Source organism: Xenorhabdus szentirmaii DSM 16338 (genome assembly GCF_002632585.1).
In the GTDB taxonomy this organism is placed as follows: Bacteria; Pseudomonadota; Gammaproteobacteria; order Enterobacterales; family Enterobacteriaceae; genus Xenorhabdus; species Xenorhabdus szentirmaii.
This window is the reverse complement of the sequence record NZ_NIBV01000001.1, coordinates 1,127,461-1,153,104: the sequence shown is the minus strand read 5'-3', so window position 1 is coordinate 1,153,104 and position 25,644 is coordinate 1,127,461. Positions and strand designations below refer to the sequence as shown.

20 protein-coding genes are annotated in these 25,644 nt (G+C 43.8%); 11 read left to right on the top strand and 9 right to left on the bottom strand.

Annotated elements, in window-relative coordinates:
• Nucleotides 1–62: 62 nt before the first annotated feature.
• Together Xsze_RS05385 and Xsze_RS05380 are read left to right on the top strand one after the other, a co-directional pair.
• Nucleotides 63–626, top strand: coding sequence for a DNA-3-methyladenine glycosylase I (locus Xsze_RS05385; protein WP_038241048.1), 564 nt, complete (start codon nucleotides 63–65; stop codon nucleotides 624–626).
• Between the two features lie 244 nt (nucleotides 627–870).
• Nucleotides 871–2,127 (top strand): valine--pyruvate transaminase, encoded by a 1,257-nt coding sequence (locus Xsze_RS05380; RefSeq protein WP_038241152.1) that lies wholly within the window; start codon nucleotides 871–873, stop codon nucleotides 2,125–2,127.
• A 266-nt stretch (nucleotides 2,128–2,393) separates the two neighbouring features.
• Here the strand turns inward: Xsze_RS05380 and Xsze_RS05375 are convergent, their stop codons facing one another.
• Together Xsze_RS05375 and Xsze_RS05370 are read right to left on the bottom strand one after the other, a co-directional pair.
• Nucleotides 2,394–2,705, bottom strand: coding sequence for an AzlD domain-containing protein (locus Xsze_RS05375; protein WP_038241047.1), 312 nt, complete (start codon nucleotides 2,703–2,705; stop codon nucleotides 2,394–2,396).
• Entirely contained in the window at nucleotides 2,702–3,436 is a 735-nt protein-coding gene (locus tag Xsze_RS05370) for an AzlC family ABC transporter permease (RefSeq protein ID WP_038241150.1), read from the bottom strand. Before Xsze_RS05370 ends, Xsze_RS05375 begins: the two co-directional genes overlap by 4 nt.
• A 1,124-nt stretch (nucleotides 3,437–4,560) precedes the next feature.
• Between Xsze_RS05370 and Xsze_RS05365 the strand changes: the two genes are divergently transcribed.
• A complete protein-coding gene (locus tag Xsze_RS05365; protein WP_244431856.1) occupies nucleotides 4,561–4,929 on the top strand; it encodes a YceK/YidQ family lipoprotein in 369 nt (122 codons plus the stop codon).
• A 118-nt stretch (nucleotides 4,930–5,047) separates the two neighbouring features.
• Here Xsze_RS05365 and Xsze_RS05360 read toward each other — a convergent pair whose 3' ends face one another.
• Nucleotides 5,048–6,337, bottom strand: a complete 1,290-nt coding sequence (locus tag Xsze_RS05360) for a YidR family protein (RefSeq protein ID WP_038241045.1) — start codon at nucleotides 6,335–6,337, stop codon at nucleotides 5,048–5,050.
• Between the two features lie 134 nt (nucleotides 6,338–6,471).
• Between Xsze_RS05360 and Xsze_RS05355 the strand changes: the two genes are divergently transcribed.
• On the top strand, nucleotides 6,472–7,089 hold the full coding sequence (locus tag Xsze_RS05355) for a trimeric intracellular cation channel family protein (protein WP_038241043.1): 618 nt from the start codon (nucleotides 6,472–6,474) through the stop codon (nucleotides 7,087–7,089).
• A gap of 165 nt (nucleotides 7,090–7,254) precedes the next feature.
• Here Xsze_RS05355 and ligB read toward each other — a convergent pair whose 3' ends face one another.
• A complete protein-coding gene (ligB, locus tag Xsze_RS05350; protein WP_038241041.1) occupies nucleotides 7,255–8,973 on the bottom strand; it encodes an NAD-dependent DNA ligase LigB in 1,719 nt (572 codons plus the stop codon).
• Between the two features lie 306 nt (nucleotides 8,974–9,279).
• Here ligB and gmk point away from each other — a divergent pair, with 306 nt between their 5' ends.
• From gmk to recG, 5 genes are read left to right on the top strand one after another with little or no spacing between them, the layout of a single operon-like run.
• Nucleotides 9,280–9,903, top strand: a complete 624-nt coding sequence (gene gmk / locus Xsze_RS05345) for a guanylate kinase (RefSeq protein WP_038241038.1) — start codon at nucleotides 9,280–9,282, stop codon at nucleotides 9,901–9,903.
• A 54-nt stretch (nucleotides 9,904–9,957) separates the two neighbouring features.
• Nucleotides 9,958–10,233 (top strand): DNA-directed RNA polymerase subunit omega, encoded by a 276-nt coding sequence (rpoZ, locus tag Xsze_RS05340; protein ID WP_013185697.1) that lies wholly within the window; start codon nucleotides 9,958–9,960, stop codon nucleotides 10,231–10,233.
• Nucleotides 10,234–10,251: 18 nt separating this feature from the next.
• Complete coding sequence (gene spoT / locus Xsze_RS05335; RefSeq protein WP_038241036.1) at nucleotides 10,252–12,375, top strand: bifunctional GTP diphosphokinase/guanosine-3',5'-bis pyrophosphate 3'-pyrophosphohydrolase; 2,124 nt, start codon at nucleotides 10,252–10,254, stop codon at nucleotides 12,373–12,375.
• Nucleotides 12,376–12,380: 5 nt separating this feature from the next.
• On the top strand, nucleotides 12,381–13,088 hold the full coding sequence (gene trmH / locus Xsze_RS05330) for a tRNA (guanosine(18)-2'-O)-methyltransferase TrmH (RefSeq protein ID WP_038241035.1): 708 nt from the start codon (nucleotides 12,381–12,383) through the stop codon (nucleotides 13,086–13,088).
• A 21-nt stretch (nucleotides 13,089–13,109) separates the two neighbouring features.
• Entirely contained in the window at nucleotides 13,110–15,191 is a 2,082-nt protein-coding gene (gene recG, locus Xsze_RS05325; protein WP_038241032.1) for an ATP-dependent DNA helicase RecG, read from the top strand.
• A gap of 116 nt (nucleotides 15,192–15,307) precedes the next feature.
• On the opposite strand, the gene gltS is transcribed toward recG, so the two are convergent.
• A complete protein-coding gene (gene gltS, locus Xsze_RS05320; RefSeq protein WP_038241030.1) occupies nucleotides 15,308–16,522 on the bottom strand; it encodes a sodium/glutamate symporter in 1,215 nt (404 codons plus the stop codon).
• 209 nt (nucleotides 16,523–16,731) lie between these two features.
• On the opposite strand from gltS, the gene Xsze_RS05315 reads away from it, so the two are divergent.
• On the top strand, nucleotides 16,732–18,150 hold the full coding sequence (locus tag Xsze_RS05315) for a uracil-xanthine permease family protein (protein ID WP_408673095.1): 1,419 nt from the start codon (nucleotides 16,732–16,734) through the stop codon (nucleotides 18,148–18,150).
• Nucleotides 18,151–18,342: 192 nt separating this feature from the next.
• Entirely contained in the window at nucleotides 18,343–20,067 is a 1,725-nt protein-coding gene (locus Xsze_RS05310) for an AsmA family protein (protein WP_051462542.1), read from the top strand.
• Nucleotides 20,068–20,197: 130 nt separating this feature from the next.
• Here Xsze_RS05310 and fabY read toward each other — a convergent pair whose 3' ends face one another.
• From fabY to typA, 4 genes are all read right to left on the bottom strand, one after another.
• A complete protein-coding gene (gene fabY / locus Xsze_RS05305; protein ID WP_038241027.1) occupies nucleotides 20,198–21,121 on the bottom strand; it encodes a fatty acid biosynthesis protein FabY in 924 nt (307 codons plus the stop codon).
• A 196-nt stretch (nucleotides 21,122–21,317) separates the two neighbouring features.
• On the bottom strand, nucleotides 21,318–21,755 hold the full coding sequence (gene dtd, locus Xsze_RS05300) for a D-aminoacyl-tRNA deacylase (protein ID WP_038241025.1): 438 nt from the start codon (nucleotides 21,753–21,755) through the stop codon (nucleotides 21,318–21,320).
• A 77-nt stretch (nucleotides 21,756–21,832) separates the two neighbouring features.
• A complete protein-coding gene (gene yihX, locus Xsze_RS05295; protein ID WP_038241023.1) occupies nucleotides 21,833–22,450 on the bottom strand; it encodes a glucose-1-phosphatase in 618 nt (205 codons plus the stop codon).
• Nucleotides 22,451–22,749: 299 nt separating this feature from the next.
• Nucleotides 22,750–24,573 (bottom strand): ribosome-dependent GTPase TypA, encoded by a 1,824-nt coding sequence (gene typA / locus Xsze_RS05290; protein WP_038241021.1) that lies wholly within the window; start codon nucleotides 24,571–24,573, stop codon nucleotides 22,750–22,752.
• Between the last annotated feature and the right edge of the window lie 1,071 nt (nucleotides 24,574–25,644).

The following is a 25,644-nucleotide window of genomic DNA, read 5'->3' as shown; positions in this document are numbered from 1 at the left end:
TATATTTATACAGTTAAAATTAGTGTAATTATTCATCGTTATCTGCGGAGAAGGATCGCTTCATGAATAAAGAAATAACGCGTTGCGCTTGGGTCACATCCGATCCGGAGTATCAGGCCTATCATGACCATGAGTGGGGAAGGCCATTAAAAGACAGCCAAAAGCTGTTTGAGCTGATTTGCCTGGAAGGGCAGCAGGCTGGCTTGTCATGGCTCACTATCCTGAAGAAACGCGAAGGGTACAGAAAATGTTTTTATCAATTCGATCCCGTTAAAATAGCCCAAATGGATGAAGCTGATGTTGAAAAACTGATGAAAGAACCCGCTATTGTGCGTAATCGGGCCAAAATAAATGCCATTATTCATAATGCCCGTGCTTATTTGCGAATGATGGAACAAGGTGAAGATTTCAGTACATTTATCTGGCGCTTTGTGGATAACACCCCTCAAATTAACCATTGGAAAACACGGACAGATGTTCCTGCTCAGACAGCTACCTCTGATGCGCTTTCCTCCGCACTAAAAAAACAGGGGATTAAGTTTATTGGCAGCACCACTTGTTATGCTTTTATGCAAGCATCCGGCTTGGTCAACGACCATCTTGTCAGCTGTTTATGCCGCCGTTAATACCCTATTAATAACAAGGTTTTGTAGCGCATTGAATAAATAAAAAATTAGTGCATAAAAATAAAAAAAATATCACGTTAAAATATAAAGCTAGTCAGGTTTGAAATATCCAGTTTTAAAACTCGCAAAGAAATCACTATGCGATATATAAAAATATAGAATTCCGATTATTCCCCATTGCACCCTAATAATGGGCGGAGTATTGTATTTTATTCCCATCCCAAAAACAGACGTAAATATCGTTATGAAATTCTCGCAGTTCGGAAACAAGTTTACAAAAGATTCAGGCATTACCCGCCTGATGAATGATCTCAACCAAGGCCTGAGAACACCTGGTGCGATTATGCTTGGTGGCGGTAATCCTGCACATATTCCTGAAATGGATGATTATTTCCAGCAGATATTGACTGATATGACGTTAAGCGGCCAGTTGAACGAAACCCTCTGCAATTATGATGGTCCCCAAGGGAAAAATACGTTAATCAACGCACTGGCCCAAGAATTGCGGGAAAAGCTGGGTTGGGAGATCCAACCACAAAATATTGCCCTGACCAATGGCAGCCAAAGTGCTTTTTTCTATCTGTTCAACTTGTTGGCGGGCCGTACTGAGGATGGTTCAATTAAGCGCGTTCTGTTTCCTCTTGCCCCGGAATATATCGGCTACTCAGATTCGGGGCTGGATGAAGGACTTTTTGTTGCCAATAAGCCGACAATCGAACTGCTGCCCAACGGGCAATTCAAATATCACGTTGATTTTGATCACCTGAACATTTCTGAAGATATCAACCTGATTTGTGTCTCCCGACCGACTAACCCAACAGGCAATGTTATCACTGACGAAGAATTACTGCGCTTAGACGGGTTAGCCCAGCAGCATAATATTCCGTTGCTGATCGATAATGCTTACGGCGTCCCCTTCCCCGGTATTATCTTCAGCGAAGCAACCCCGCTATGGAACCCGAACATTATTCTGTGCATGAGTTTATCCAAACTTGGCCTGCCGGGTTCTCGCTGTGGGATCATCATTGCCAATGAAAAAATCATCAATGCTGTCAGTAACATGAATGGCATTATCAGTCTGGCCCCGGGGGGTGTCGGGCCGGCTATTGCACTAGAGATGATTCGACGTGATGACCTGTTCCGCTTATCGCAGAATGTCATCCAACCGTTTTATAAAAAACGGGTAAACCGCGTAATTGAGATTATCCGCCGCCATATGTCGGAAGATCGCTGCCTTATCCATAAACCGGAAGGGGCGATATTCCTCTGGCTCTGGTTCAAAAATCTGCCAATTACAACAGAGGTACTTTATCAACGCTTGAAAAAACGGAAGGTATTGATGGTCCCGGGTCATTTTTTCTTTCCGGGACTGGAGCATGATTGGCCCCATGCCCACCAATGTATGCGCATAAACTATATCCCTGATGAGGAAAAAATCGAAGAAGGCATTCGTATTCTGTCTGAAGAAATTGAAATAGCGCATCGGGAAGCAGAATACTGATTGGCGAGCTCATTCTGGCTCAGTTCATCGTCAGAATTGCAAAAACTGTCTGAGTATTGTTTCTGCTTCAATACTCAGTGGCACATTCAGTTACAAAATATTATTCAAGTTAAAAAATGCTACTCAAGTTAAAAAACGCCCGTAACAGGCGTTTTTTAACCATTCAATATTTTTTAACCATTCGATATTTTTTAATTAGCAGATATTTTTTAATTAGCAGATATTTTTTAACTGCCGATGCCATAACAGGAAATACACTTTTCCTATCATAAAACAGCTAATAAAATATAAAACATTATCAAGCTCAGAATAACGCAAATAACAAGGTTACGAATAAAGAAAGCAAACAATGCCGTAAATAATGCTCCCCACAAATAGGGATTGCTTGGAAACTCCCGTAACTCACCATTTTCCATTAAAATAATGGGCCCACAAATGGCGATAAGTAAACAAGGTGCTGAATACTTCAAAGATTCATTAATTATTTTGGGCAGTTTTACTGGCATCTTGGGCTCAAGGAAAACATAACGGTTAAAGAATATAACACCACCTAAAACAAAAATCAGAACCCAACTCATACCGACTCCTTCATTACTCTAGCGATAAACACTGAGAAAAACATTCCGCTGACGCCTGCAATAATAATAGCACCTTCAATATGAAAATAAGATAATACCATCGATAAAACCAAAGAGAAGCAAACACCACATAACACACTCATTTTCTTTATCATGGGTATGATGATCGTAATAAATGTTGCAATGATAGAGAAGTCAAGGTGATATTTATCCAGATCAGGAATGGATGATGCCATGAATATTCCAAACAGACTAAATAAATTCCAGCAGAAATAAAAACAAAACCCAGCACCAATTAAATAACTGGCTGTTAAACTTTTTTTATCTTGTTGGGCACAACTTAATGCGAATAGTTCATCAGTCAGTAAAAAACCGATGGGAATTCTATAGCGGGCTTTCAGGTTTGCGACATATTCACGCAGTGTTAACCCGTAAAGAAAGTGCTGAGAAGTAATGAAAAAAATAGAAATAATAATCGTGGCAATACTGGCCCCTGATGTCAACAAACCCAATGTAACTAATTGAGCAGCACCGGCAAACAGAATTAAAGACATGCCAATACTTTGCCCGATGGTTAAACCCGATTGAACAGCCATTGAACCCGCCAATATTCCCCAAGGAATAACCGATAAACAAAGTGGTAACATCTTATACATGCCAAGCCCAAATTCCCGCCAGGGAGAATTCTTTTGTTCGGCTGTTGCCTTTTTCATACTAAAATGGTTTTCCATTTCCGATATATTACTTTCATTTTTCATATAGTCATGCCTAATGATTAACTATTAGTTATATTACTAATTTCATACTTTATTATTAGTGATATTGAAGTGTTAGCGTGCAGTACTCACTCTTTAATGGCGATGTGATTTTGATATGTATTGCATGAGCCATCATAGCGATTTTCAAAGTTAATGAAAATGAAAAGATTTTACAGCTATCGATTTGTCAGCAAATGAGCAGGGAGGAAAAATGAAGAAATATTTTTAATATTAAGAATGTCTTAACTAATCATATCACTTTATTTGGCTGGAATGAGCCGCGGATTCAAATCATTCAGTGAATTTTAATTGGCCGGAAATGAACATAGCCCTATGCACTACAATAAAAAAGCTCCCTTAGTTAGGGGAGCAAGATGATAACGAGGACTTTTACCTGCGAACAGGACAGTAGTTATTAGAATCCTAAAAGAATTCTTCACACACAATAGGAAAGGAAAACAATCCTTGTTTATATACCTTCCCTGAACTGTGTATATTTAATCATAAAAAATATTATGTAATAGTTTGAATAAGATATGTTTTTTTACCTTAAACTTCCTCTACTATCTCAAATTCAGGTAATTCCGGCATATTTTGTGATCTAAAGCACATTTAATGTTTATTGCGTTTTTTGCTAAAAAAATGCCTGATTATCAACATTTCCCTATCTTCATATATGTCTTCGCAAGATCCCCTGAAAAATAAAAAAACATCAGGCCATATCACAGGTTCTTTTTTACACCACAAATCGATATTGATTGGCCTCATGCTATGCCTGACTAACGAACTTAATATGTGCTTAGTTAGCGCAAGTCAAAAATCTCATTTTATCTACCATCAATCAGCTGAATAGATAAACATTTCCGAAATTACCTTAAAAAGTAAACCTAAAGACAAAATTAAAGTTCCCATCACAAAAATTATTAAATTTAGCGATAAGTGCTATAGCAAACTGGATACTACCTGACTATAGTAGATAGTATTAAAAAATAAACAGCATTACAGATTTACACCTTCACACTTTGGAAAAAGTGGTGTTAAAAAGCAAATAAAGTATCTGAACATTGGCAAATTAACTCAGTGAGATCATGGAAACGATGAAAAACCGTAAAGTACTTCTATTACTGTGTACTATATTGGGGTGGTCACTTGTCACTGGTTGTTCTAGCATCATGACACACAGTGGCCCTTATCAAGGCTATTACTCTGGTGCAAGAGCCAATATTGATATGCTAAAAGATGATCAGACAGGGTGGGTCATGAAACCTATTCTTGCCGTCGACCTTCCATTCTCTGCCTTTCTGGATACACTTCTGCTCCCTTATGATTATTCTCGGGCCAATAAGAATAACGCAGAACAATCCCCTAAACATCGTATCGATATGCTGAAAAAAACCGATACAGTGCAAGCGGATCAATACCATGATGAACAAAATGCACATAACAATTATGCATCTCTTCCATGAGTGCTCATTATTCCATAACAATACTGTATTTCGATGACCTTGTATTTCGATAACACAGCATTTCACTTGTATCTCCTTGGGCATCGCTTTTAATCAGCGATACCCAATAAAACTTATTTCAATCAATCCCGGTTTCGACAACAAATACCTGCCGGTAACCCTCAACATCACGCATAAAAGCAACATAGCGATCATCCGGTGATATAACGATTGCATCTGCACAAGGGGCTTCTTCTGTACGCTGTGTTAAACGCCGGATTTCACCATTTTGACTATCACAAAGTACCACACTGTTGTCACAAACACAGGCAATAAACCGACCACGGCTATCCCAACTAAATGCAGATTGTACACCGGCATTGCCATCAGTGAGCTGTTTTGGTTCTCCTCCGTTGGGAGAAATGAACCACAACTGAACAATCCCATTGTCATCTTTCATTAAGAAACAGATTTTGCTGCCATCTGGCGAAGTCCTCAACCAATGCCGGGGAAGATTCACTATTCCCGGCCAACGATTGGCATGTGTAAACGTTAAGCGCCTCTGCGCCACTCCTGCCGGAGGCGCTGGCAATGTTGTTTCAGTGCCGGCCAAAGGATAATTGCCTGCAACAGCGTAATCGTCATCGCTTTCCGGTAAATCAACGAGATAAATTTCAGGTATCTTTTCACCGTTTTCATTGCGGGTATCCCCAATAAAAGCCAACGCCCAACGCTGCCACTGACCATTATCTTTGAGATAACCCCGTTGCCCGACCCATCCTTCTTCATAAGCCCGATTGATGTCATCACTGCCGGGACGGGGATGTTCGGTTGTTTGGCTGACAACAACAGAAAAATAGCTGCCATCGTATTCTCTCGGATGTTTTTTCGCGGATATCACTGGTTTTAATGGGACAGCCACAGCGACATTGCGTAAGTCGCGTGCAGGATCAAGCTCATGCATAACATGATCGTTATAGGTGAAACTTAAACGACTGCCATCAGGACTGAAAACATGGACATGAGTGCCTCCACGTAAAGCGCCTGCGGTATAGGGAGGGGTAATATCCATTGCATCAATGTTAACCGCCACATTTGGCCGCTCCTCGGAAACAGTGACTCCCCGACGATGGTGGAAATCATACTGCCACTGGGCATCTGGTTTTTCCGGGCCATGAATGAAGGCATAACGAACCGGATCTTTCTGGCTCACCGTCACAACACCAACATGAGCCCCTTCTCCGGCCAAATGGACAACTTCAATTTGCCCGTTATCAACATGAATTTTTTCTATCGTTAAACCAGTAAAAGATGTCCCATCAGGACGAACATCGTATACCAACCATTGGCTGTCAGGTGTCCAGACATTTATATTGGTTATCTGATGGCTACGATTATCAAATGTAATCTGACGTTCTTTAAAGGCCATTTTCTCCACCTTATATTCAGAGGTTTCGGATAATAAAATCTAATTTTATTGAAATTTAACTAAAAAAATTCAGTCGAGACGTTATTATTTCAACAGTACTCTTTACCTCTACGTTATTCCATTTGGCTAAACTTATGCTACTCAGTGTCCTTTATATCATTGGTATTACAGCCGAAGCCATGACCGGCGCCCTAGCCGCAGGCCGTCGGAAAATGGATGTATTCGGTGTCATCATTATTGCTTCCGTGACCGCCATCGGTGGTGGCACAGTCCGCGATATTATTCTCGGCCATTATCCTCTTGGTTGGGTAAAAAACCCAGAATACATCGTGACTGTTGCTTGCGCTGCCGTGCTCACAATCTGGGTTGCTCCAATGATGAAACATCTACGTCGCTTATTTCTTATCCTTGATGCTATTGGTTTAATTGTCTTCTCTATTATTGGTGCACAAATCGCATTAGAAATGCATTACAGCCCTATCATCGCAGCGATTGCTGCTGTCATTACCGGCGTTTTTGGCGGAGTGTTGCGCGATATGTTTTGTAATACCATTCCCTTGGTATTCCAAAAAGAGATTTATGCGGGTGTCTCCTTTGCCGCAGCCTGGCTCTATATCGCTTTATTGAACACGCCCTTGCACCCGAACAGTGTCGTTCTAATCACTCTGATTGCCGGACTCACTGCCCGATTGATCGCTATTCGTTATCGCCTCGGCCTGCCTATCTTTAATTATGATGGTATGGATCACTGATAGCACCATCGTCTTTCAGGTTGCAGCTTTACTGCCTGCAACTTGAAAACCATCAGGTATAAACTTTAAGAATTTCTCCGCTTAAACCACATCATTTATATATCCACATCATTTATGCGTAAGCTAACTGTCTGTATACCGAATAAAAATTAGTGAGAATCATCCCTATATCTCATTAATCCCATAGATAATTAAAGTACGAATAACCGCCTCAATATCAGGATGTTGCAAGAAAGCCACAACCTTTTCTTTTTGTTTCACTGTCCATGAATTTGACTTTTTCTCATCCGTATCTGAAAAATATTCTTCCCACTGCCATCCTTTTTTATCCTTGTAACGGCTGGCATAAGGAAGGCCGATGGCTTCGCGCCACAAGGGCAAGGGCTGTAATTTTGCTTGCTGGAATTGAGAAAAAATCAACCCGGCACGCTTGCTCCCGATATTTGCCACTGTAGAAAGTTGCTCTTTATCCAATGACAGCCAATCCGTTAAATTCGTTACCAAGCCATTCGTGACTAAAGCGGACCATGTGCCCTGCCCAATACCTTTCATTTTCAATTTTTCCCCCTGCCATGTCAGGCGGGCAATAAATTGCTGGCGGCAATGAGAATTTAAATGATGTGCATCATCTGTCTGGTTCAGTGACAAGCAGCTGAGAAAATGATAATCGCGCTCGTCCGGTAACTGGATATTTGAACGCTCAGCAATACGCCACACCACTTTATCGAGTTTAGGTATTCCATGCCCGGCCAAAGCGACAGTAATTTTATCGCCGGGATAAACATTCCATTGTTTCCAACGTCTGATTGAACCAATATTAATGTGGCTAACCTGACGATCATCTACCTTCACTTTCTCCAGTGCTAAGACAACGGATATTCTTCCCGTTCTCCCTACCGTGAAATTAACATTTTTTACGGTCGTCACTTGCTGTCGCAGCGGATATTTCCATGCAACGGCCCAACTGTTTGAACCGGAGCGCCATTGCCGGCCGGCCGGTTCAATTTCCTGCCGCAATACAATGCCATCGCTAGCAAAAGGAAGAGGTTGAGTAAAATATTCCTTCCATTTTTTCTCTGCATCTTCTGCACTCTCGATAGGGTGACTGTATTGCTGAACAATGGGAAAGCCCATCAACGCCAATTGTTCCAGTTTATTGGTCATCTCATCTGGCCCATCCGGCCAACTCCAGATGAAAATACCTACGTGCTCAAGCTCTGGCACAGGTGAATTACGCATCATCAACCCTGCAACTTTACTGCGCAAACCCTGACTGCCGGCAACAGATTGCTGGTGAAGTGCCTGTTGCCAGAACAGCTCACCCTGCAATACCAAACGTTCCGGCGCATTTTTTATCTGTTTGGGAATACTGGGAATAAACGGGCTTTTATCCATCCAGTCTGTTCCTTCCTTGCTATCACCACGGCTAATCAGCTGTACCAACTGGCCTTTTTCATAAACCAATGTGACTGCGACACCATCAATTTTAGGTTGCAACCAAACCTTCTCTCGTCCCTGTAGCCACTGCCTGACTTCCTTTATATCTTTCAGTTTATGCAACCCTGTGTGTTGGACGGGATGCTGTTGTTTTCCCTCTTCTGCAATCGTAACGGTAAAGGGATGACTGGATTTCTGCTTTAAACACCCCTGCCAGAGCGCCAAAGTTTCCAATAATTGGTCATAAATCTCATCATCTATTTCACTGATACCCTGCTGGCGATAAAGGTGATTCCATTTCACCACTTGCGTTGTCAATTGAGTAATTTCATGCTGAAGCTTATCTTGTGGCCATACAGCGCAATCGGTTTTATTGGCAAATACAGCGGGCACGCCAGCCAGCAATATCCAGAAAGTGATAAAAAAATGAATGAAAAAGTTAAGCATCCTTGCTCCATCGGCTCCTAAAACACGGGCAAAGAATAGAAAAAGGAATGACTTTTACCAATATGGAAATGAAGGGTTTGCGAAGCATTTCGAAAAATAAACTGACAATTTCTGCAACCATTTATTTTTTCTGAAAATGTTTTGCAAAATATTCCTTTATTCTCAGTTTGTTTAGAAAAAATTTTGTTGAAATGTTCGTTGCCATGTATTGTAACGCTGCATGGATTAACGTATCCGTGTATACTATGTGGGATTTTATATTCCTGCGCTTGCATTTATTTATACCCAATCAGTCAAGAAATCATCATGAACCAAGGAACGTTATATATTGTTTCTGCGCCGAGTGGAGCAGGTAAATCAAGCCTCATTCAGGCTTTATTAAAAACTCAGCCGTTGTATGACACGCAGGTTTCTGTTTCGCATACAACACGCCAAGCTCGTTCGGGCGAAAATCATGGTGAACATTATTTTTTCGTCACAGTAGACGAATTTCAGAATATGATCAGCCATGATGAATTTTTGGAATATGCCTGTGTTTTTGGTAACTATTACGGCACATCCCGAAAAGTCATCGAAGATACACTCGCCAGTGGCGTTGATGTTTTTCTTGATATTGACTGGCAAGGTGCGCAGCAAATCCGTCAGAAAATGCCGGCAGCCCACAGTATTTTCATTCTTCCGCCATCCAGGGAAGAGTTACTCCGCCGCCTGCGCGGACGCGGGCAAGATAGCGAAGAAACCATTGCTAAACGCATGGCTCAGGCTGTCGCGGAGATGGAACATTACAACGAATATGATTACATCATCATCAACGATGATTTCAATACGGCACTGGCCGATTTACAATCTGTTATTCGTTCAGAGCGTCTGCGATTAGATCGTCAGACTCAGCGGCATGATGCCTTAATCAGCAAATTATTGGCAGACTGAACCAAGTTTCAGTATTATGCCCAGTCATTTATTTATCTGTGGAGTAGCACACATATGGCACGCGTAACTGTTCAAGACGCAGTAGAAAAAATTGGTAACCGTTTTGACCTGGTGTTGGTCGCTGCTCGCCGAGCACGCCAACTGCAATCCGGTGGCAAAGATCCTCTCGTTCCGGAAGAAAACGATAAGATGACTGTTATCGCTCTGCGTGAAATCGAGCAAGGCCTCATCAACAACAAAATTCTTGATGTTCGTGAACGTCAGGAACAGCAAGAACAAGAAGCAGCAGAAATCAAAGCCGTTTCTGCTATCGCTGAAGGTCGTCGTTAATTTTACGGTAGGTCTGCCTTGTACCTGTTTGAAAGCCTGAATCAGCTAGTTCTGAAATATTTGCCTGAAGATCAAATCGATCTGCTTAAACAGGCCTATGTGGTTGCGCGGGATGCCCACGAAGGGCAGGCCCGCTCTAGTGGTGAGCCTTATATTACTCACCCTGTTGCTGTTTCTTGTATCCTGGCCGAAATGCGTCTTGACCATGAAACACTGATGGCAGCACTTCTGCATGACGTGATTGAAGATACTCCGACGACCTTTCAGGACATAGAACAGTTATTTGGCACGGCCGTTGCGGGTTTAGTAGAAGGTGTCTCTAAACTGGATAAGCTGAACTTCCGTGACAAAAAGGAAGCACAGGCTGAAAACTTCCGCAAAATGATCATGGCAATGGTGCAGGATATTCGCGTCATTTTGATCAAACTGGCAGACCGAACACACAATATGCGAACCCTTGGCTCCTTGCGCCCTGATAAACGGCGGCGCATTGCCAGGGAGACGCTGGAAATTTATAGCCCTCTGGCTCACCGTCTGGGTATTCATCATCTAAAAACAGAGCTGGAAGAGCTTGGGTTTGAAGCCCTGTATCCTAACCGTTACCGCGTAATTAAAGAGGTTGTGAAAGCCGCCCGTGGTAACCGGAAAGAGATGATCCAGAAAATTCTATCTGAGATCGAAGGCAGATTGACGGATGCAGGCATTCAGTGTGCCGTCAACGGCCGGGAAAAACACCTCTACTCTATCTATCGCAAGATGCACCTGAAAGAGCAGCGTTTTCATTCCATCATGGATATTTACGCCTTTCGGGTCATCGTTGATAATCTTGATACCTGCTATCGCGTACTGGGGCAAATGCACAGTTTATATAAACCGCGCCCCGGCAGAGTAAAAGATTATATTGCCATTCCCAAAGCCAACGGCTATCAATCCTTGCATACCTCTCTTATCGGCCCGCATGGCGTACCCGTTGAAGTTCAGATCCGTACCGAAGATATGGATCAAATGGCTGAAATGGGGGTTGCAGCACACTGGGCTTATAAAGAGCAGGGAGAATCGGGCACAACCGCGCAGGTTCGTGCTCAACGCTGGATGCAGAGCCTGTTGGAACTCCAGCAAAGTGCCGGTAGTTCATTTGAATTTATTGAAAGCGTAAAATCCGATCTGTTTCCTGATGAGATTTACGTATTCACACCTGAGGGGCGTATTGTTGAATTACCCGCAGGGGCAACACCTGTCGATTTTGCCTACGCCGTCCATACGGATATCGGCCACGCCTGTGTGGGTGCTCGTGTTGATCGTCTGCCTTATCCTCTCTCACAAACACTCAGCAGTGGGCAAACTGTCGAAATAATCACAGCACCAGGGGCTCGCCCTAATGCTGCATGGCTGAATTTTGTCGTCAGCTCCAAAGCAAGGGCTAAAATCCGTCAATTACTGAAAAACCTAAAACGGGATGATTCTGTCGGATTGGGGCGTCGCCTACTCAACCATGCCCTTGGCAATGGAACCAAAATTACCGATATTCCACAGAAAAACATCAACAAAGAACTGGCAAGGATGAAACTCGCCACATTGGATGATTTGCTGGCGGAAATCGGCCTTGGCAATGCCATGAGCGTGGTCGTTGCCCGTAATTTATTACTGGGTGCAGAAGATGCTGAAGAAAAAACCCCTAATGGCAACAACAACATAAATCGCAAACTGCCCATCAAAGGGGCTGATGGTATTTTAATCACGTTTGCCAAGTGCTGCCGCCCAATTCCGGGCGACCCCATTATTGCCCACATCAGCCCAGGAAAAGGGTTGGTCATCCATCACGAATCCTGCCGTAATATTCGTGGCTACCAGAAAGAACCTGAAAAATTCATGCCCGTAGAGTGGGATAAAGATATCAATAGCGATTTTATCGCCGAAATTAAGGTTGATATGTTTAACCATCAGGGTGCACTGGCAAATCTGACCGCAGCCATTAACGATGCAAACTCCAGCATTCAAGGTATGAATACGGAGGAAAAAGATGGCCGTGTTTATTGTGCTTTCATCAGGCTGACCACCAAAAACCGTATCCAACTGGCAAATATCATGCGCAAGATACGTGTCATGCCAGATGTTATGCGAGTCAGCCGTAACCGAAATTAGAGGTTATGAATCCTAAACGTTACGCACGTATTTGCCAGATGATGGCAATGCGCCAATCTGACCTGACAATTTGTTTAGAAGAAGTCCATAAACCCCATAACGTATCCGCCGTCATTCGTACAGCGGATGCCGTGGGTATCCACCAAATCCATACCGTCTGGCCCAACGAGCAATTAAGAACCCAACTCTCTTCTGCTGCCGGCAGCAATAGCTGGGTTAGTGTGAAAACGCACACTACGATTGAGCAGGCTGTCCAGCAATTTAAATCCAATGGAATGCAAGTTCTGGCAACCCACCTTTCTGATAAGGCCATTGATTTCCGCCAAATTGATTATACTAAACCGACATGCATTATCATGGGGCAGGAAAAAAAGGGAATTTCAAAACAGGCCATCGCGTTGGCAGATCAAGACATCATCATTCCAATGGCGGGTATGGTGCAATCACTGAATGTTTCGGTTGCTTCTGCACTGATCCTGTATGAAGCACAGCGACAGCGTCAATTGGCGGGAATGTATCAACGAGAAGAAAGCTCTCTGTCCAAAGAAGAACAACAAAAGTTGCTTTTCGAGGGAGGCTATCCCGTTTTGGCTGCCGTTTCTCGCCGTAAGGGGCTGGAACAACCATTAATTGATCAACAAGGGCAGATCATAGCAAGTGAATCTTGGTGGGCAGCCATGCAAGCAACAACGGCGCCATCAAAAAGGAAATAAATCACACTAACGGAGATTTGTATGAAAGGCCAATTACTTGATGCCATCCCTTTAACAACCCTGCGCGGTGTCGGAGAGAGTCAGGTGACTAAACTTGCCAAATTAGGGTTGGTCAATCTACAGGATTTGTTGCTGCATCTGCCTCTCCGTTATGAAGACCAGACACGATTGTATACTATCAATGAACTGTTGCCCGGCACATATGCAACAGTCACTGGTGAAGTATTGCGAACCCATGTGATCTTTGGCCGCCGGCGCACGATGACCTGCCAGATAAGTGATGGTACAGGTATATTGACCCTGCGTTTTTTCAATTTCACAGCTGCCATGAAAAATAATTTGGCCGAAGGAAAACACGTTGTTGCTTATGGGGAGATTCGTCGGGGAAATCAGGGGCCGGAAATCATTCATCCTGAATATAAGGTCCAGCAACACGCTGACCGTATTCAGTTGCAAGATACGCTAACACCTATCTATCCCACTACGGAGGGCGTGCGCCAAACAACGCTGCGCAAGCTGATTGAACAAGCATTGGAGATACTGGACGCCTGTGCCATCAACGAATTATTGCCCGAAGAATTCAGCCGCAAAATAATCAGCCTGCCCAATGCCCTGCATACATTGCACCGCCCCCCTCCGGATATCTCACTGATTGACTTAGAGAAAGGCCGTCACCCTGCCCAAAACCGGCTGATTCTTGAAGAGTTGCTGGCACACCATTTAAGTATGCTGGCTGTCAGGGCCGGGGCACAGCGCTTTCACGCTCAACCACTTACTGCAAACAATACATTGAAGCAGCAACTTCTCGCCCAGTTGCCATTCTCACCAACAAATGCCCAAAATCGGGTCGTTGCCGAAATAGAATGTGATTTGGAAAAAAATGTTCCCATGATGCGCCTGATACAGGGCGATGTGGGATCAGGCAAAACACTGGTGGCAGCTCTTGCCGCAGTGCGTGCCATTGTTCATGGTAAACAGGTTGCATTAATGGCCCCCACAGAATTGCTGGCGGAACAACATGCCAATACTTTTCGCAACTGGCTGGAGCCACTCGGTTTTCAGGTCGGCTGGCTTGCAGGCAAGCAGAAAGGCAAAGCACGTCAGGCACAGCAAGAAGCCATTGCGGGTGGTCAAGTGAGCATGGTCGTCGGTACTCATGCGATGTTTCAAGAGCAGGTCAAATTTGCAGGATTGGCACTGGTTATCATTGATGAACAACACCGCTTTGGGGTTCATCAACGTTTGGCATTATGGGAAAAAGGCCGCGAACAAGGTTTCCATCCCCATCAGTTAATCATGACAGCAACCCCCATTCCGCGCACACTGGCAATGACTGCCTATGCGGATTTAGACACATCCATCATTGATGAATTACCTCCGGGGCGGACCCCGGTAACCACTGTTGCCATCCCTGACACTCGCCGGAACGATATTATCCAGCGCATCAAAAGTGCCTGTTTGGATGAAGGACGCCAAGCTTACTGGGTGTGCACTCTGATTGAAGATTCTGATGTATTGGAAGCTCAGGCAGCGCAGGCAACCAGTGAAGAATTGGCACTGGCATTGCCGGAACTGAAAATCGGTTTGGTTCATGGCAGAATGAAACCCGCAGAAAAGCAGGCCATCATGGAGGCTTTCAAACAAGGTGAATTGCAATTGTTGGTCGCCACCACGGTCATTGAAGTTGGCGTAGATGTTCCAAATGCCAGCCTGATGATCATTGATAACCCTGAGCGATTAGGATTAGCACAGTTGCATCAGCTTCGCGGGCGTGTTGGCCGTGGTGCTATTGCTTCACATTGTGTTCTGCTCTATAAAACACCGCTGACCAATACGGCCAAAATACGTCTGCAAGTTTTGCGTGACAGTAATGATGGTTTTGTCATTGCCCAGAAAGATCTGGAAATTCGCGGGCCGGGGGAATTATTGGGTACACGCCAAACGGGTAACGCAGAATTCAAAATTGCGGATTTATTGCGGGATCAAAGTATGCTGCCTGAAGTGCAACGCATCGCTCGCTACATCCACCAACACTATCCAGAACATGCCAAGGCTCTGATTGAGCGTTGGCTGCCGGATCGCTCGCAATATAGTCATGCCTGAATACCGGCAAGAGTCTCAATAATAAAAATGGTCATGATAAATAAGTAAAAAAATGCCGCTGAATTCACAGCGGCACATACAACCCATAACTTCAGGCAAGTTGAAAATAGTTCAATTTAACCTGCAACAGATGGGAATATCGGTAACAGCAGGTAGAGCTTGATAACCGCTGCGTTAACGATATCAATAAAGAATGCCCCAACCATTGGCACCAGAAGAAATGCCACATGGGATGGTCCGAAACGGTCAGTAATCGCTTGCATATTCGCGATAGCTGTTGGTGTTGCTCCTAAACCAAAACCACAGTGCCCAGCGGAGAGTACTGCCGCATCAAAATTTTTGCCCATAACCCGATAAGTGACGAAAATGGCATATAGAGCCATAACCACTGCTTGTACAGAGAGAATGATCAACATTGGCAATGCAAGGGAAGCTAATTGCCACAATTTGAGACTCATCAATGCCATCGCAAGGAACAGTGACAAACTGACATTACCCAATACGGAAACGGCTCGGTCAAATACCCGATAGAAACCCAGTAACGACAGACCATTGCTGAGAACTACCCCGACAAACAGAACACACACAAAATTAGGTAATTCAAAAAGACTACCTTTTAATGCGTCCTGAATATATTTACCAGCCAACAGACAGACAGAGATCATGGCAATGGTTTCCAACATGACCAATGGCGTTATCAACCTGCCAGTATACGGTTTCTCAAATGCAGTCGGGAGCTCTGCGTCATCCGCGCTCAAACCTGGTGTTTTGGTATTTTTCACTAAAAAACGTGCGACCGGGCCACCAATCAGGCCACCTAAAACCAATCCAAACGTCGCACAAGCCATTGCGACTTCTGTCGCACTCGTAAATCCATATTTTTCAGTGAATATTTGCCCCCATGCAGCCCCCGTTCCATGACCGCCTGAAAGTGTTATGGTACCAGCCAACAGCCCCATCAACGGATCGAGGCCCAGCATTTTCGCCAGTGCGATGCCCACAGTGTTCTGCACCAGCAGTAAGCCAACAACCGCAATGATAAAAAAGATCAGGGATTTTCCGCCTGCTTTCAGGCTGGCAAGGTTCGCGTTCAAGCCAATTGTGGCAAAGAACGTCAACATAAGGGGATCTTTGAGGGATAAATCGAAATCGATTTCCCAATTGATGAATTGTTTTACTGCCAACAGTACAAAAGCGATTAATAGTCCGCCTGCAACGGGTTCAGGGATCGTATATTTCTCAAGAAATGAGACTGATTTTACAAGTTTTCTTCCTAGTAGCAAAACAAGTGTGGCAGCAACGAGCGTGCCATAAATATCCAGATGATACATTTATGTACCCCATCTATTGTTAATATTATGTAAATTTAATGTGACGTTATAATCATCCTGTAAAAACGCCAAGAGCAGGTAAGGGGTGGATTAGAAAGAAAATCATTAATAAACACAAGTTAAAACATTTAAAAATGTGACGGAATTAAGTCGTTTTCCATAAACAAAACTTTACGCAAACGATTGCTTTAATGGCGTAGATCATTAAAATGTTTCTTTTTGTTCATCTGGAATGTCACAACATGGTAAACCTAGCCAGTGAGTCCAATTCAGCCGCCGTCTCCGATAAATCACACAATGAATTAATTTATCGTCTCGAAGATAAGCCTCCCTTTCCACAAGCTTTATTTGCCGCATTCCAACATTTACTTGCGATGTTCGTTGCGGTTATTACTCCGGCGATGTTGATTTGCCAAGCTCTCGGGCTTCCCAAACAAGATACTCAGCACATCATCAGCATGTCCCTGTTTGCTTCAGGACTGGCATCACTCATTCAAATTCGATCCTGGGGGCCTGTCGGCTCTGGTTTACTTTCAATTCAGGGAACCAGTTTTAATTTCGTCGCCCCATTGATCATGGGAGGATTGGCATTAAAAAATGGGGGAGCAGATACGCCAACAATGATGGCCGCCCTGTTTGGTACGCTGATGCTGGCTTCTGTAACCGAAATTTTGCTGTCCCGCGTACTTCATCTGGCCAGGAGAGTCATCACACCACTGGTATCCGGTATTGTTGTCATGATTATTGGACTTTCTCTGATTCAGGTCGGGTTAACTTCAATCGGCGGAGGCTATTCAGCTATTCAAAATGGTACATTTGGGGCGCCCAAAAGTCTGTTGTTAGCGGGCATTGTACTTGCCGTCATCGTATTGCTGAACCGTCAGAAAAACCCTTATTTACGCATTGCATCTTTAGTTATTGCCATGGGCGTTGGCTATTTGGTGGCTTGGTATATGGACATGCTGCCTGCCCCGACACAAAAAGAAGAGACGCCAGTCATCACCATCCCCTTACCTTTTTATTATGGGCTTTCATTTGACTGGAACCTGCTTATCCCGCTTATTCTGATCTTTATGGTGACATCGCTGGAAACGATTGGCGATATCACGGCAACCTCTGATGTATCAGGGCAGCCAGTCAGTGGTCCGCTGTATATGAAGCGCATCAAGGGTGGAGTATTGGCAAATGGCCTGAATTCGATGGTTTCTGCGGTGTTCAATACGTTTCCCAATTCCTGCTTCGGCCAGAATAATGGCGTTATCCAGTTGACCGGCGTTGCCAGTCGCTATGTCGGTTATCTGATTGCCTCTATGCTTATTCTGTTAGGGCTGTTTCCTGATGTTGCCGGCTTTGTACAGAAAATTCCTGAACCTGTTTTAGGCGGAGCAACAATTGTCATGTTTGGCACTATCGCCGCTTCGGGCATCAGAATTGTTTCCCGTGAACCACTTAATCGTCGTGCAATCATGATCATTGCGCTGTCGTTATCTGTCGGTTTAGGTATCTCTCAACAGCCGTCAATATTGCAGTTTGCCCCTGATTGGGTGAGAAATTTACTCTCTTCCGGGATTGCCGCAGGCGGGCTGACCGCAATTCTGCTTAATTTGATTTTTCCTCAAGAAAAATAACGGAAAGGCCTCCTTCATACTCCCGTTTGCCCTGCGGGAGTTTTTGCATTTATTTTGCGTAGCCATTCGCAATATCGAGACGAATTTCCCTAAAAATACCCTAATTGATACTTTTAATAGAATCTCCTATTGAGTGCCTATTCGTTTTGCGGCATAAAAGAGTGACTGTTGGGGCCATGCGGAGATGAAATCATGAAGTGGTTAAGAAAATGTTTTGCTACTCTTCTACTGTTGTTTATCTTGGCAGTGATTACTCTCTATATTGTTCTCCAAACACATTGGGGAGCAAAACAATTAAGCCAATGGCTAAGCAAACAAGGGCATTATCAGGTCAGTATTGAAAGCATCAGCCACAGCTGGTTGCAACCTGCCACTCTGGCATTCAGCCATGTTGACATCCGGGATAAACAAAGTGATTTTTCACTCAGTGCCAATACCATCAATCTCGATTTCAAATGGCAACATCTGCTGACGCTGCAAAATTTCCATCGCCTGATATTACAACAAGGAACGTTAGTTCTCTCGGAAAGACAATTGCCGCCTCCCTTGCAGGCAGATATTTTGCAACTGAACCAAATGGATATTCAGTTAAACACCCCAAACATTCATGTTGAAGGAAAAAATATCACTGGTGGCATTACTCCTTGGTCACCTACGGCAAGTTCCCCATTCGGAAATGGGCAATACCAGTTCAGCGCCAATACCCTCCACTTGAACGGCGTTCCTATTGAGAATATCATGATGCAAGGCCGTTACCACGATAAATCCCTCATTATTGATACTTTTGGCGCCACTTTTTTACAAGGGGCTATCTCCGGGGATGGGCAATGGTTACCCAATGGCGGCTGGCAGTGGAACAATTTCCTGATCAATGATATTCGCTGGCAATCCCCCATGACGTTAAATGCATTGAAGGAAAAAATTACCCATCTTCCTCCAATACACGTTAAAGACCTCAATATCACCAATGCCAAGCTACAAGGAAAAAATTGGTCGATTGATTATTTAAACAGCACCATAAAAAATCTCGGGCTGGTCAATGGAAGCTGGGATGCTGAAGATGGGCTGGTTGATTTCAATGTCATGAATATGGTGTTCAATAACGCAGAGTTCAGCGATACGCTCGGAAAACTCCATTTTTCTGGTAATACGTTGGCAGTTTCCAACCTGACGACCCGCTATCAAAAAGGGTTTTTCAATATCCAATCTGAATGGGATCGCCAAAACCGCCAACTGACCATCAAAGACAGCTCAGTGACCGGCCTGTTTTATATTTTGCCTTCAACATGGCTCAATGACTTAACACAAGCTGCACCAGAATGGATTTCCGCCCTGAAACTACAAGATATTACCTTCAATAACACCTTGTTGATTGATACCAATCCCCGCTTTCCATTTCAGCTCACCACCCTTTCAGGCCATATTGATACCATGAATATCCTGAAAAACGGCCATTGGGGTTTGTGGAATGGTCAGGCCTCTTTGCAAGCCACAGGGGGAACATTCAACAAAATTGAACTCAGGCATCCTTATATCCAATTACACGCGACTGATGACAAAATAACCATTGATAAACTCAATGCATTCACAGGCGACGGGCTATTAAAAGCAACAGGGACGGCAGAGCAACAAACGGCCCATACGCCTTTTAAGCTTGCTTTCAGGGGCATGAATGTGGATTTAAGCCTATTGCCACACTGGGGCTGGCAGCCGCTTAATATCCAAGGGGAAGGGAATTTTTCACTCTCTGTCACAGGTGACCTTTCTGCTGATGATATTGAGCAAACCATCAACGGCACTCTGGACGCTGACAATAAATCATCTGACAAAGAGTCACAATCGATTAAACAAGGTTTGATTTCAACGAGTCACAGCTCACCAACTGCGGACTCTGCGGGTACACCTTCCACTGAATGACCACACAGTAGGGCAGCCGATAAAAACACAAAATCAGGGCTGCCCCGGTTCAAACCATATACTCAATGGATTCCAAATTGTCGCCCCTGCATCTTGCAATCCATTGAGTATAGCCTCTTTCAATCAACAGTCAGTCGACAGTTGCAGCAAAACGTTCGGGAGGCAGGACCATATAAGTACCGGTAAACACACTGCCTATGCCATGCTCACCACTCAATTCTACTTCAAGTTTAACGCGTGCTTTACTTCCCCGGGCAAGACGAGCCAGATCACCACTCATATTATTAAAATTTGCGGTTGCACTGGGACGCCCTGTAATCGGTTGCCGGTAACGGATATTGGCATCTACCAGAATAATATCTCCCCCCAGCTGACGCTCCTGTAACAACAACCAAATCAGCCCCCATGCCGTGAGTGTGGCCTGCGAAAAGAGACTGCCTGCAAAAATAGTATTATGTGGATTTTGGTTTCCAGCTTCTGGCATTGTTGTCATAAAACTCTGGCCAGTATATTGAGTGATCCGCAGCCCCATCTTTTCACTCAAAGGAATATGTTTATACCAGGCTTGCTGCAATTCGGCACACCAGTCCGGGCGATGCAGGATATCATCAAGGCTCATGATCGGTTTGATCATCAGGAAATGGTTAATCGGTGTCGTCTTGGCTCCATTGATTAACCCCCGGTTTTGGAAACCCAATTTATTGAAGAAATCAACTGAGTCTTCCCGCGCACTGCATACAACCCTTTTTACCCCTTCCTGTCTGGCGACTGACTCCAGCGCCATCGCAATCAGTGTGCCCAAACCTTTCCGTTGCACACTGGGGTGTACCGCCAGAAAACGGATAGCGCCTTCACTGTCCGCGTTGATGTATAAGCGCCCGACCGCGACAGGATGACCGTGTTCATCCACCACCATTTGATGATGAGCTATAGAATCATAACCATCTTTCTCTGAACCAATGGGCTGGTGAAGCGGCTTGCGCAACATTTCCCAACGGAATTGGTAATAGGATTCCAACTCTTGTTCTGTTTGAGGTACTCTCAGGTGGTACATAGAAACAGCCCCTTATCTTGTGTGATGTCATGTATATACCCTTCGTCTTTCAAGTTGCCTCTTTGTTGTCTGCGCTCATTCACTCCGGTCACATAGTTATCTATGCTCCCGGAGATTCATTCCCTTGCCGCCGAGATGCAACTTGAAATCCATTGGGTATAGTCAGGGAAATATATGCAGCACACGGTGGGTTATTTTACACTTGCAACCAAAAAGTCACGGGTCCGTCATTTGTCAGACTGACCTCCATATCCGCAGCAAATTTCCCCGTTTCTGTTTTTACACCAGTTTTACGGCATTGTTCAACAAAATAGCGATATAACTCATTTGCTTTTTTAGGTTCAGCCCCACTAGAAAAGCTTGGTCTCAAACCTTTTTGGGTGTCCGCAGCCAAGGTAAATTGGGACACCACCAGTAAATTGCCCTGAGCCTGCTGAACATTCAGGTTCATTTTGCCTTGTTCATCACTGAATACCCGATATCCCATGACTTTTTCGCATAAACGTTGTGCTTTCTGCTCGTTGTCATCTTTCTCAACGCCAAGTAACACCAGTAATCCCTGTCCGATTTCCCCAATAGTTTCATTTTCAACAACAACTTTTGCCTGTGTTACGCGCTGTATTAATGCAATCATTTTTCTTACCTGAAAACCTTGCTCTGCTTAAGTAAAGGGATAAAAAGGAAAACCCCTTCCGTGATGAACAGGAGACATTATTGTTCTGTAGGAAGCGAAAAATCATGAACCTTAAAATAATCAGGAATAACATTCCTGTCAGCCACATGAACAGCATGGATACCTGATTTTTTCGCAGCTTCAACATGCTCTAAAACATCATCAAAGAATATGGCCTGATCTGGCGCTATATTTTCTTTTTCAAGGACATATTTAAAAATATCGGTATCGGGTTTACGCATCCCCAATTCCTGAGATAAATAAAGACAATCGGCAGCAGTTGCGATCTCAGGATAATGGATTGGCCAATAATCAAAGTGCAGACGGTTTGTATTTGACAGAACCACTACGCGATGCCCCTGTTCACGCAAGTTTTTCATCAACTCAATGACTTCCTGCCTGACGCCAATGAAAATTGCCTGCCAACCCTCCGCAAACTGCTCAAAACTGAGTGAAACCTCCATTTCATCACACATGATTTCAGCAAATTCGCGATCACTGATTTGGCCGCATTCATGTTTCTCAACAGCGTCTCCCGATGAAAATTTCGGGGTCAATGTTGCCAAAGGTGTTCCACTCAACGTACTCCAGACAGCTAATGCTCTTTTAAAATCAATATCAATAATGACATTACCCATATCGAAAATGTACAGCATAACGCCTCCTGATTGATGCTCACCGTTTGCTACTTTTAGCATAATTCTATTAAGAAAAAAGGATAAGTTGACAAAAAAACAAGAGAATGACTTTTTGGTGAGTTGTTGTTGAGGAGGCGCTGATGGAACATTACTGATGATAAATTGCAAGTAAAGGGGGCCGGCAACACATCATGAATAGCTTATTGAAACTGAGCGGGAAGAAAATGAGAGAGATGAAAAAAATTAAAAACTCAGGGTGCCGGAACACCCTAAGCTATTCATGTTCAACTTGCCATTACGCAATGCGTATTAAGCAATTAAGCGTCTTTGCTACGACTCGCACGGCGACGATCGTTTTCAGTCAAATGACGTTTACGCAGGCGAATTGACTGCGGAGTCACTTCAACCAGTTCGTCGTCATCGATGAATTCCAGCGCCTGCTCCAGTGATTTCTTAATATGTGGAGTCAGTGTTGTCGCTTCATCAGTACCTGACGCACGCATGTTAGTCAGTTTCTTACCGGTCAGACAGTTAACGGTCAGGTCGTTAGAACGTGAGTGAATACCGATGAGCTGGCCTTCATACACTTCAGTACCGTGACCCAGCAGCAATTTACCACGCTCCTGAAGGCTGTACAGTGCGTAAGCAACCGCTTTACCCTGACCATTGGAGATCAGTACACCGTTTTGACGACGGCCAATCTCACCCGGACGGACATCATCATAATGGCTGAATGTTGCATACAGCAGACCAGTACCGGAAGTCATGGTCATGAATTCAGTACGGAAGCCGATCAGACCACGGCTTGGGATCACGTAGTCAAGACGAACGCGGCCTTTTCCATCCGGCAGCATGTCACGCATTTCACCTTTACGCTCACCCAGCGCCTGCATCACATCGCCCTGATGCTGTTCTTCGATATCCAGGGTCACCTGCTCGAAAGGCTCTTGCTTACGGCCATCAATTTCACGGAAGATAACTTTTGGACGGGAAACACCCAGCTCAAAACCTTCACGGCGCATGTTTTCAATCAGAACGGACAAGTGCAGTTCGCCACGGCCTGAAACACGGAATGCATCCGGATCTTCTGTTTCTTCAACACGCAGTGCCACGTTGTGAACCAGCTCTTTCTTCAGGCGGTCAAGGATCTGACGAGAAGTCACATATTTGCCTTCACGGCCACAGAATGGAGAGGTATTGACGCAGAAGTACATGCTGACGGTAGGCTCATCAACCGCCAGTGCAGGCAATGCTTCAACCGCATTCACTTCACACAGGGTATCAGAAATGTTCAGATCGCCCAGACCGGTAATTGCGATGATATCACCCGCTTCCACCATGTCAGATTCAATGCGATCCAGCCCCAGGTGGCTGTAAACTTTACCCACTTTACCGTTGCGCGTTTTGCCTTCGCTATCGATAAGGGTGATGTTCTGGTTTGGTTTTACTGAGCCACGTTTGATACGGCCGATACCGATAACGCCAACATAGTTGTTGTAATCCAGCTGAGAAATCTGCATCTGGAACGGGCCGTCAAGGTCAACCTTCGGAGGTTCAACATGATCAACGATTGCCTGATACAGCGGAGTCATATCTTCAGCCATATCAGTATGGTCGTTGCCTGCAATTCCCATCAGCGCAGAAGCATACACGATAGGGAAATCCAGTTGCTCATCAGTCGCGCCAAGGTTAACGAACAGGTCAAATACCTGATCCACAACCCAATCAGGACGTGCTCCCGGGCGGTCAACTTTGTTGATGACCACGATAGGCTTCAGGCCATGGGCAAACGCTTTCTGAGTCACGAAGCGAGTCTGTGGCATCGGGCCATCCATCGCATCAACCAGCAGCAACACACTGTCTACCATCGACATTACACGCTCAACCTCACCACCAAAATCGGCGTGGCCCGGGGTGTCTACGATATTGATACGGTAATCATTCCACTGAATAGCAGTATTTTTCGCGAGGATGGTAATGCCACGTTCTTTTTCCAGATCATTGGAATCCATCACACGCTCAGTTGTTGCGACACGCTCACCGAAAGTACCAGACTGTTGCAGGAGTTTATCAACCAGCGTCGTTTTGCCATGGTCGACGTGAGCGATGATGGCAATATTTCTTAAATTATTAATTGACAAGTATTTTTACCGTTTTATCTATTTGAGGAATTGCCAAGATAAATGCGCATGGCAAAACACCACGACACACATCCGACACAAATATGCTGCTATTTTACACGTTATGGCTACAGAGTGAAATAAATGTGAGATGTATCACCCTAAAAGTTGTTCTACCGCCAATGAACCCAATGTACAGCCAACGGTACAGCCGGCAAAATGGCAGCCTGAATGAAAAAAATATAAATTTTCCCCCGAAATTTATACCTCATCCATTAATCTCATTTTTCCCTCCGGTTCATAATCAATGCGATGAGAGATGCACTCCCTAACCCCCACACTCATTGTCATCAGGTGTATGAATTTACCGGGTAAATCTATTTAATAGGTTAAGAGCGGGAGCCAATTTCCCTTTCTATCTGTCATATTACTGCCATTTTATTTTTTAATTGTCGTGATAACCGATAAAAAATCAGCTTAACCATTTTTCATATAAAGCCCTGTCATTATTTCAATAAAGAATGACAATGAAATAACATGCTTTATTAAATGACTTTAAAGAGCCGCTATTCTCAACGAACTTCAAGCCATAACCAACAAATCGATAATTAGATAAATCGGTAAACTGAAAGAAAAAAGAAATAATAAAATTATCGACACCAGAATAACAAACGCCATTTTTCATTTTCGAGATCTCAATGAGTTTACCCATAAACTTGATATTTTATTTAATTATAAGATAGATAAAAAAAGGAATTAAAAATTCAATTGATGATTTATTATTCTACAACCTAAAATAGTTAATTTTTTAAATTAAAACTCAAATGAATTATTCAAAATAATTAAATAACATATGTTAACTTGTTAATTAATATTGTTTTTAATTTCACATAAATTCAACAAATGCGATAATTAAATCTCATGATGCTTATTTCGTATTAAAAAAAATTTATAATCCTGAAATGATGAGATGGTAAAAATTATTATTTTTCATAAGATTGTATGCAGCGTTTCATTTTACTAATATGATGTATCATAAATATTGACTTCCTGTTTAACAAACTATCTGATAAATACTGATTTGATCTTACC

What these genes read in the sequence shown, in the direction of transcription:
- Xsze_RS05385 (WP_038241048.1), top strand. Translation starts at nt 63, where the DNA reads ATGAATAAAGAAATAACGCGTTGCGCTTGGGTCACATCCGATCCGGAG.
- Xsze_RS05380 (WP_038241152.1), top strand. Translation starts at nt 871, where the DNA reads ATGAAATTCTCGCAGTTCGGAAACAAGTTTACAAAAGATTCAGGCATT.
- Xsze_RS05375 (WP_038241047.1), bottom strand. Translation starts at nt 2,705, where the DNA reads ATGAGTTGGGTTCTGATTTTTGTTTTAGGTGGTGTTATATTCTTTAAC.
- Xsze_RS05370 (WP_038241150.1), bottom strand. Translation starts at nt 3,436, where the DNA reads ATGGAAAACCATTTTAGTATGAAAAAGGCAACAGCCGAACAAAAGAAT.
- Xsze_RS05365 (WP_244431856.1), top strand. Translation starts at nt 4,561, where the DNA reads ATGAAAAACCGTAAAGTACTTCTATTACTGTGTACTATATTGGGGTGG.
- Xsze_RS05360 (WP_038241045.1), bottom strand. Translation starts at nt 6,337, where the DNA reads ATGGCCTTTAAAGAACGTCAGATTACATTTGATAATCGTAGCCATCAG.
- Xsze_RS05355 (WP_038241043.1), top strand. Translation starts at nt 6,472, where the DNA reads ATGCTACTCAGTGTCCTTTATATCATTGGTATTACAGCCGAAGCCATG.
- ligB (WP_038241041.1), bottom strand. Translation starts at nt 8,973, where the DNA reads ATGCTTAACTTTTTCATTCATTTTTTTATCACTTTCTGGATATTGCTG.
- gmk (WP_038241038.1), top strand. Translation starts at nt 9,280, where the DNA reads ATGAACCAAGGAACGTTATATATTGTTTCTGCGCCGAGTGGAGCAGGT.
- rpoZ (WP_013185697.1), top strand. Translation starts at nt 9,958, where the DNA reads ATGGCACGCGTAACTGTTCAAGACGCAGTAGAAAAAATTGGTAACCGT.
- trmH (WP_038241035.1), top strand. Translation starts at nt 12,381, where the DNA reads ATGAATCCTAAACGTTACGCACGTATTTGCCAGATGATGGCAATGCGC.
- recG (WP_038241032.1), top strand. Translation starts at nt 13,110, where the DNA reads ATGAAAGGCCAATTACTTGATGCCATCCCTTTAACAACCCTGCGCGGT.
- gltS (WP_038241030.1), bottom strand. Translation starts at nt 16,522, where the DNA reads ATGTATCATCTGGATATTTATGGCACGCTCGTTGCTGCCACACTTGTT.
- Xsze_RS05315 (WP_408673095.1), top strand. Translation starts at nt 16,732, where the DNA reads ATGTTTCTTTTTGTTCATCTGGAATGTCACAACATGGTAAACCTAGCC.
- Xsze_RS05310 (WP_051462542.1), top strand. Translation starts at nt 18,343, where the DNA reads ATGAAGTGGTTAAGAAAATGTTTTGCTACTCTTCTACTGTTGTTTATC.
- fabY (WP_038241027.1), bottom strand. Translation starts at nt 21,121, where the DNA reads ATGTACCACCTGAGAGTACCTCAAACAGAACAAGAGTTGGAATCCTAT.
- dtd (WP_038241025.1), bottom strand. Translation starts at nt 21,755, where the DNA reads ATGATTGCATTAATACAGCGCGTAACACAGGCAAAAGTTGTTGTTGAA.
- yihX (WP_038241023.1), bottom strand. Translation starts at nt 22,450, where the DNA reads ATGCTGTACATTTTCGATATGGGTAATGTCATTATTGATATTGATTTT.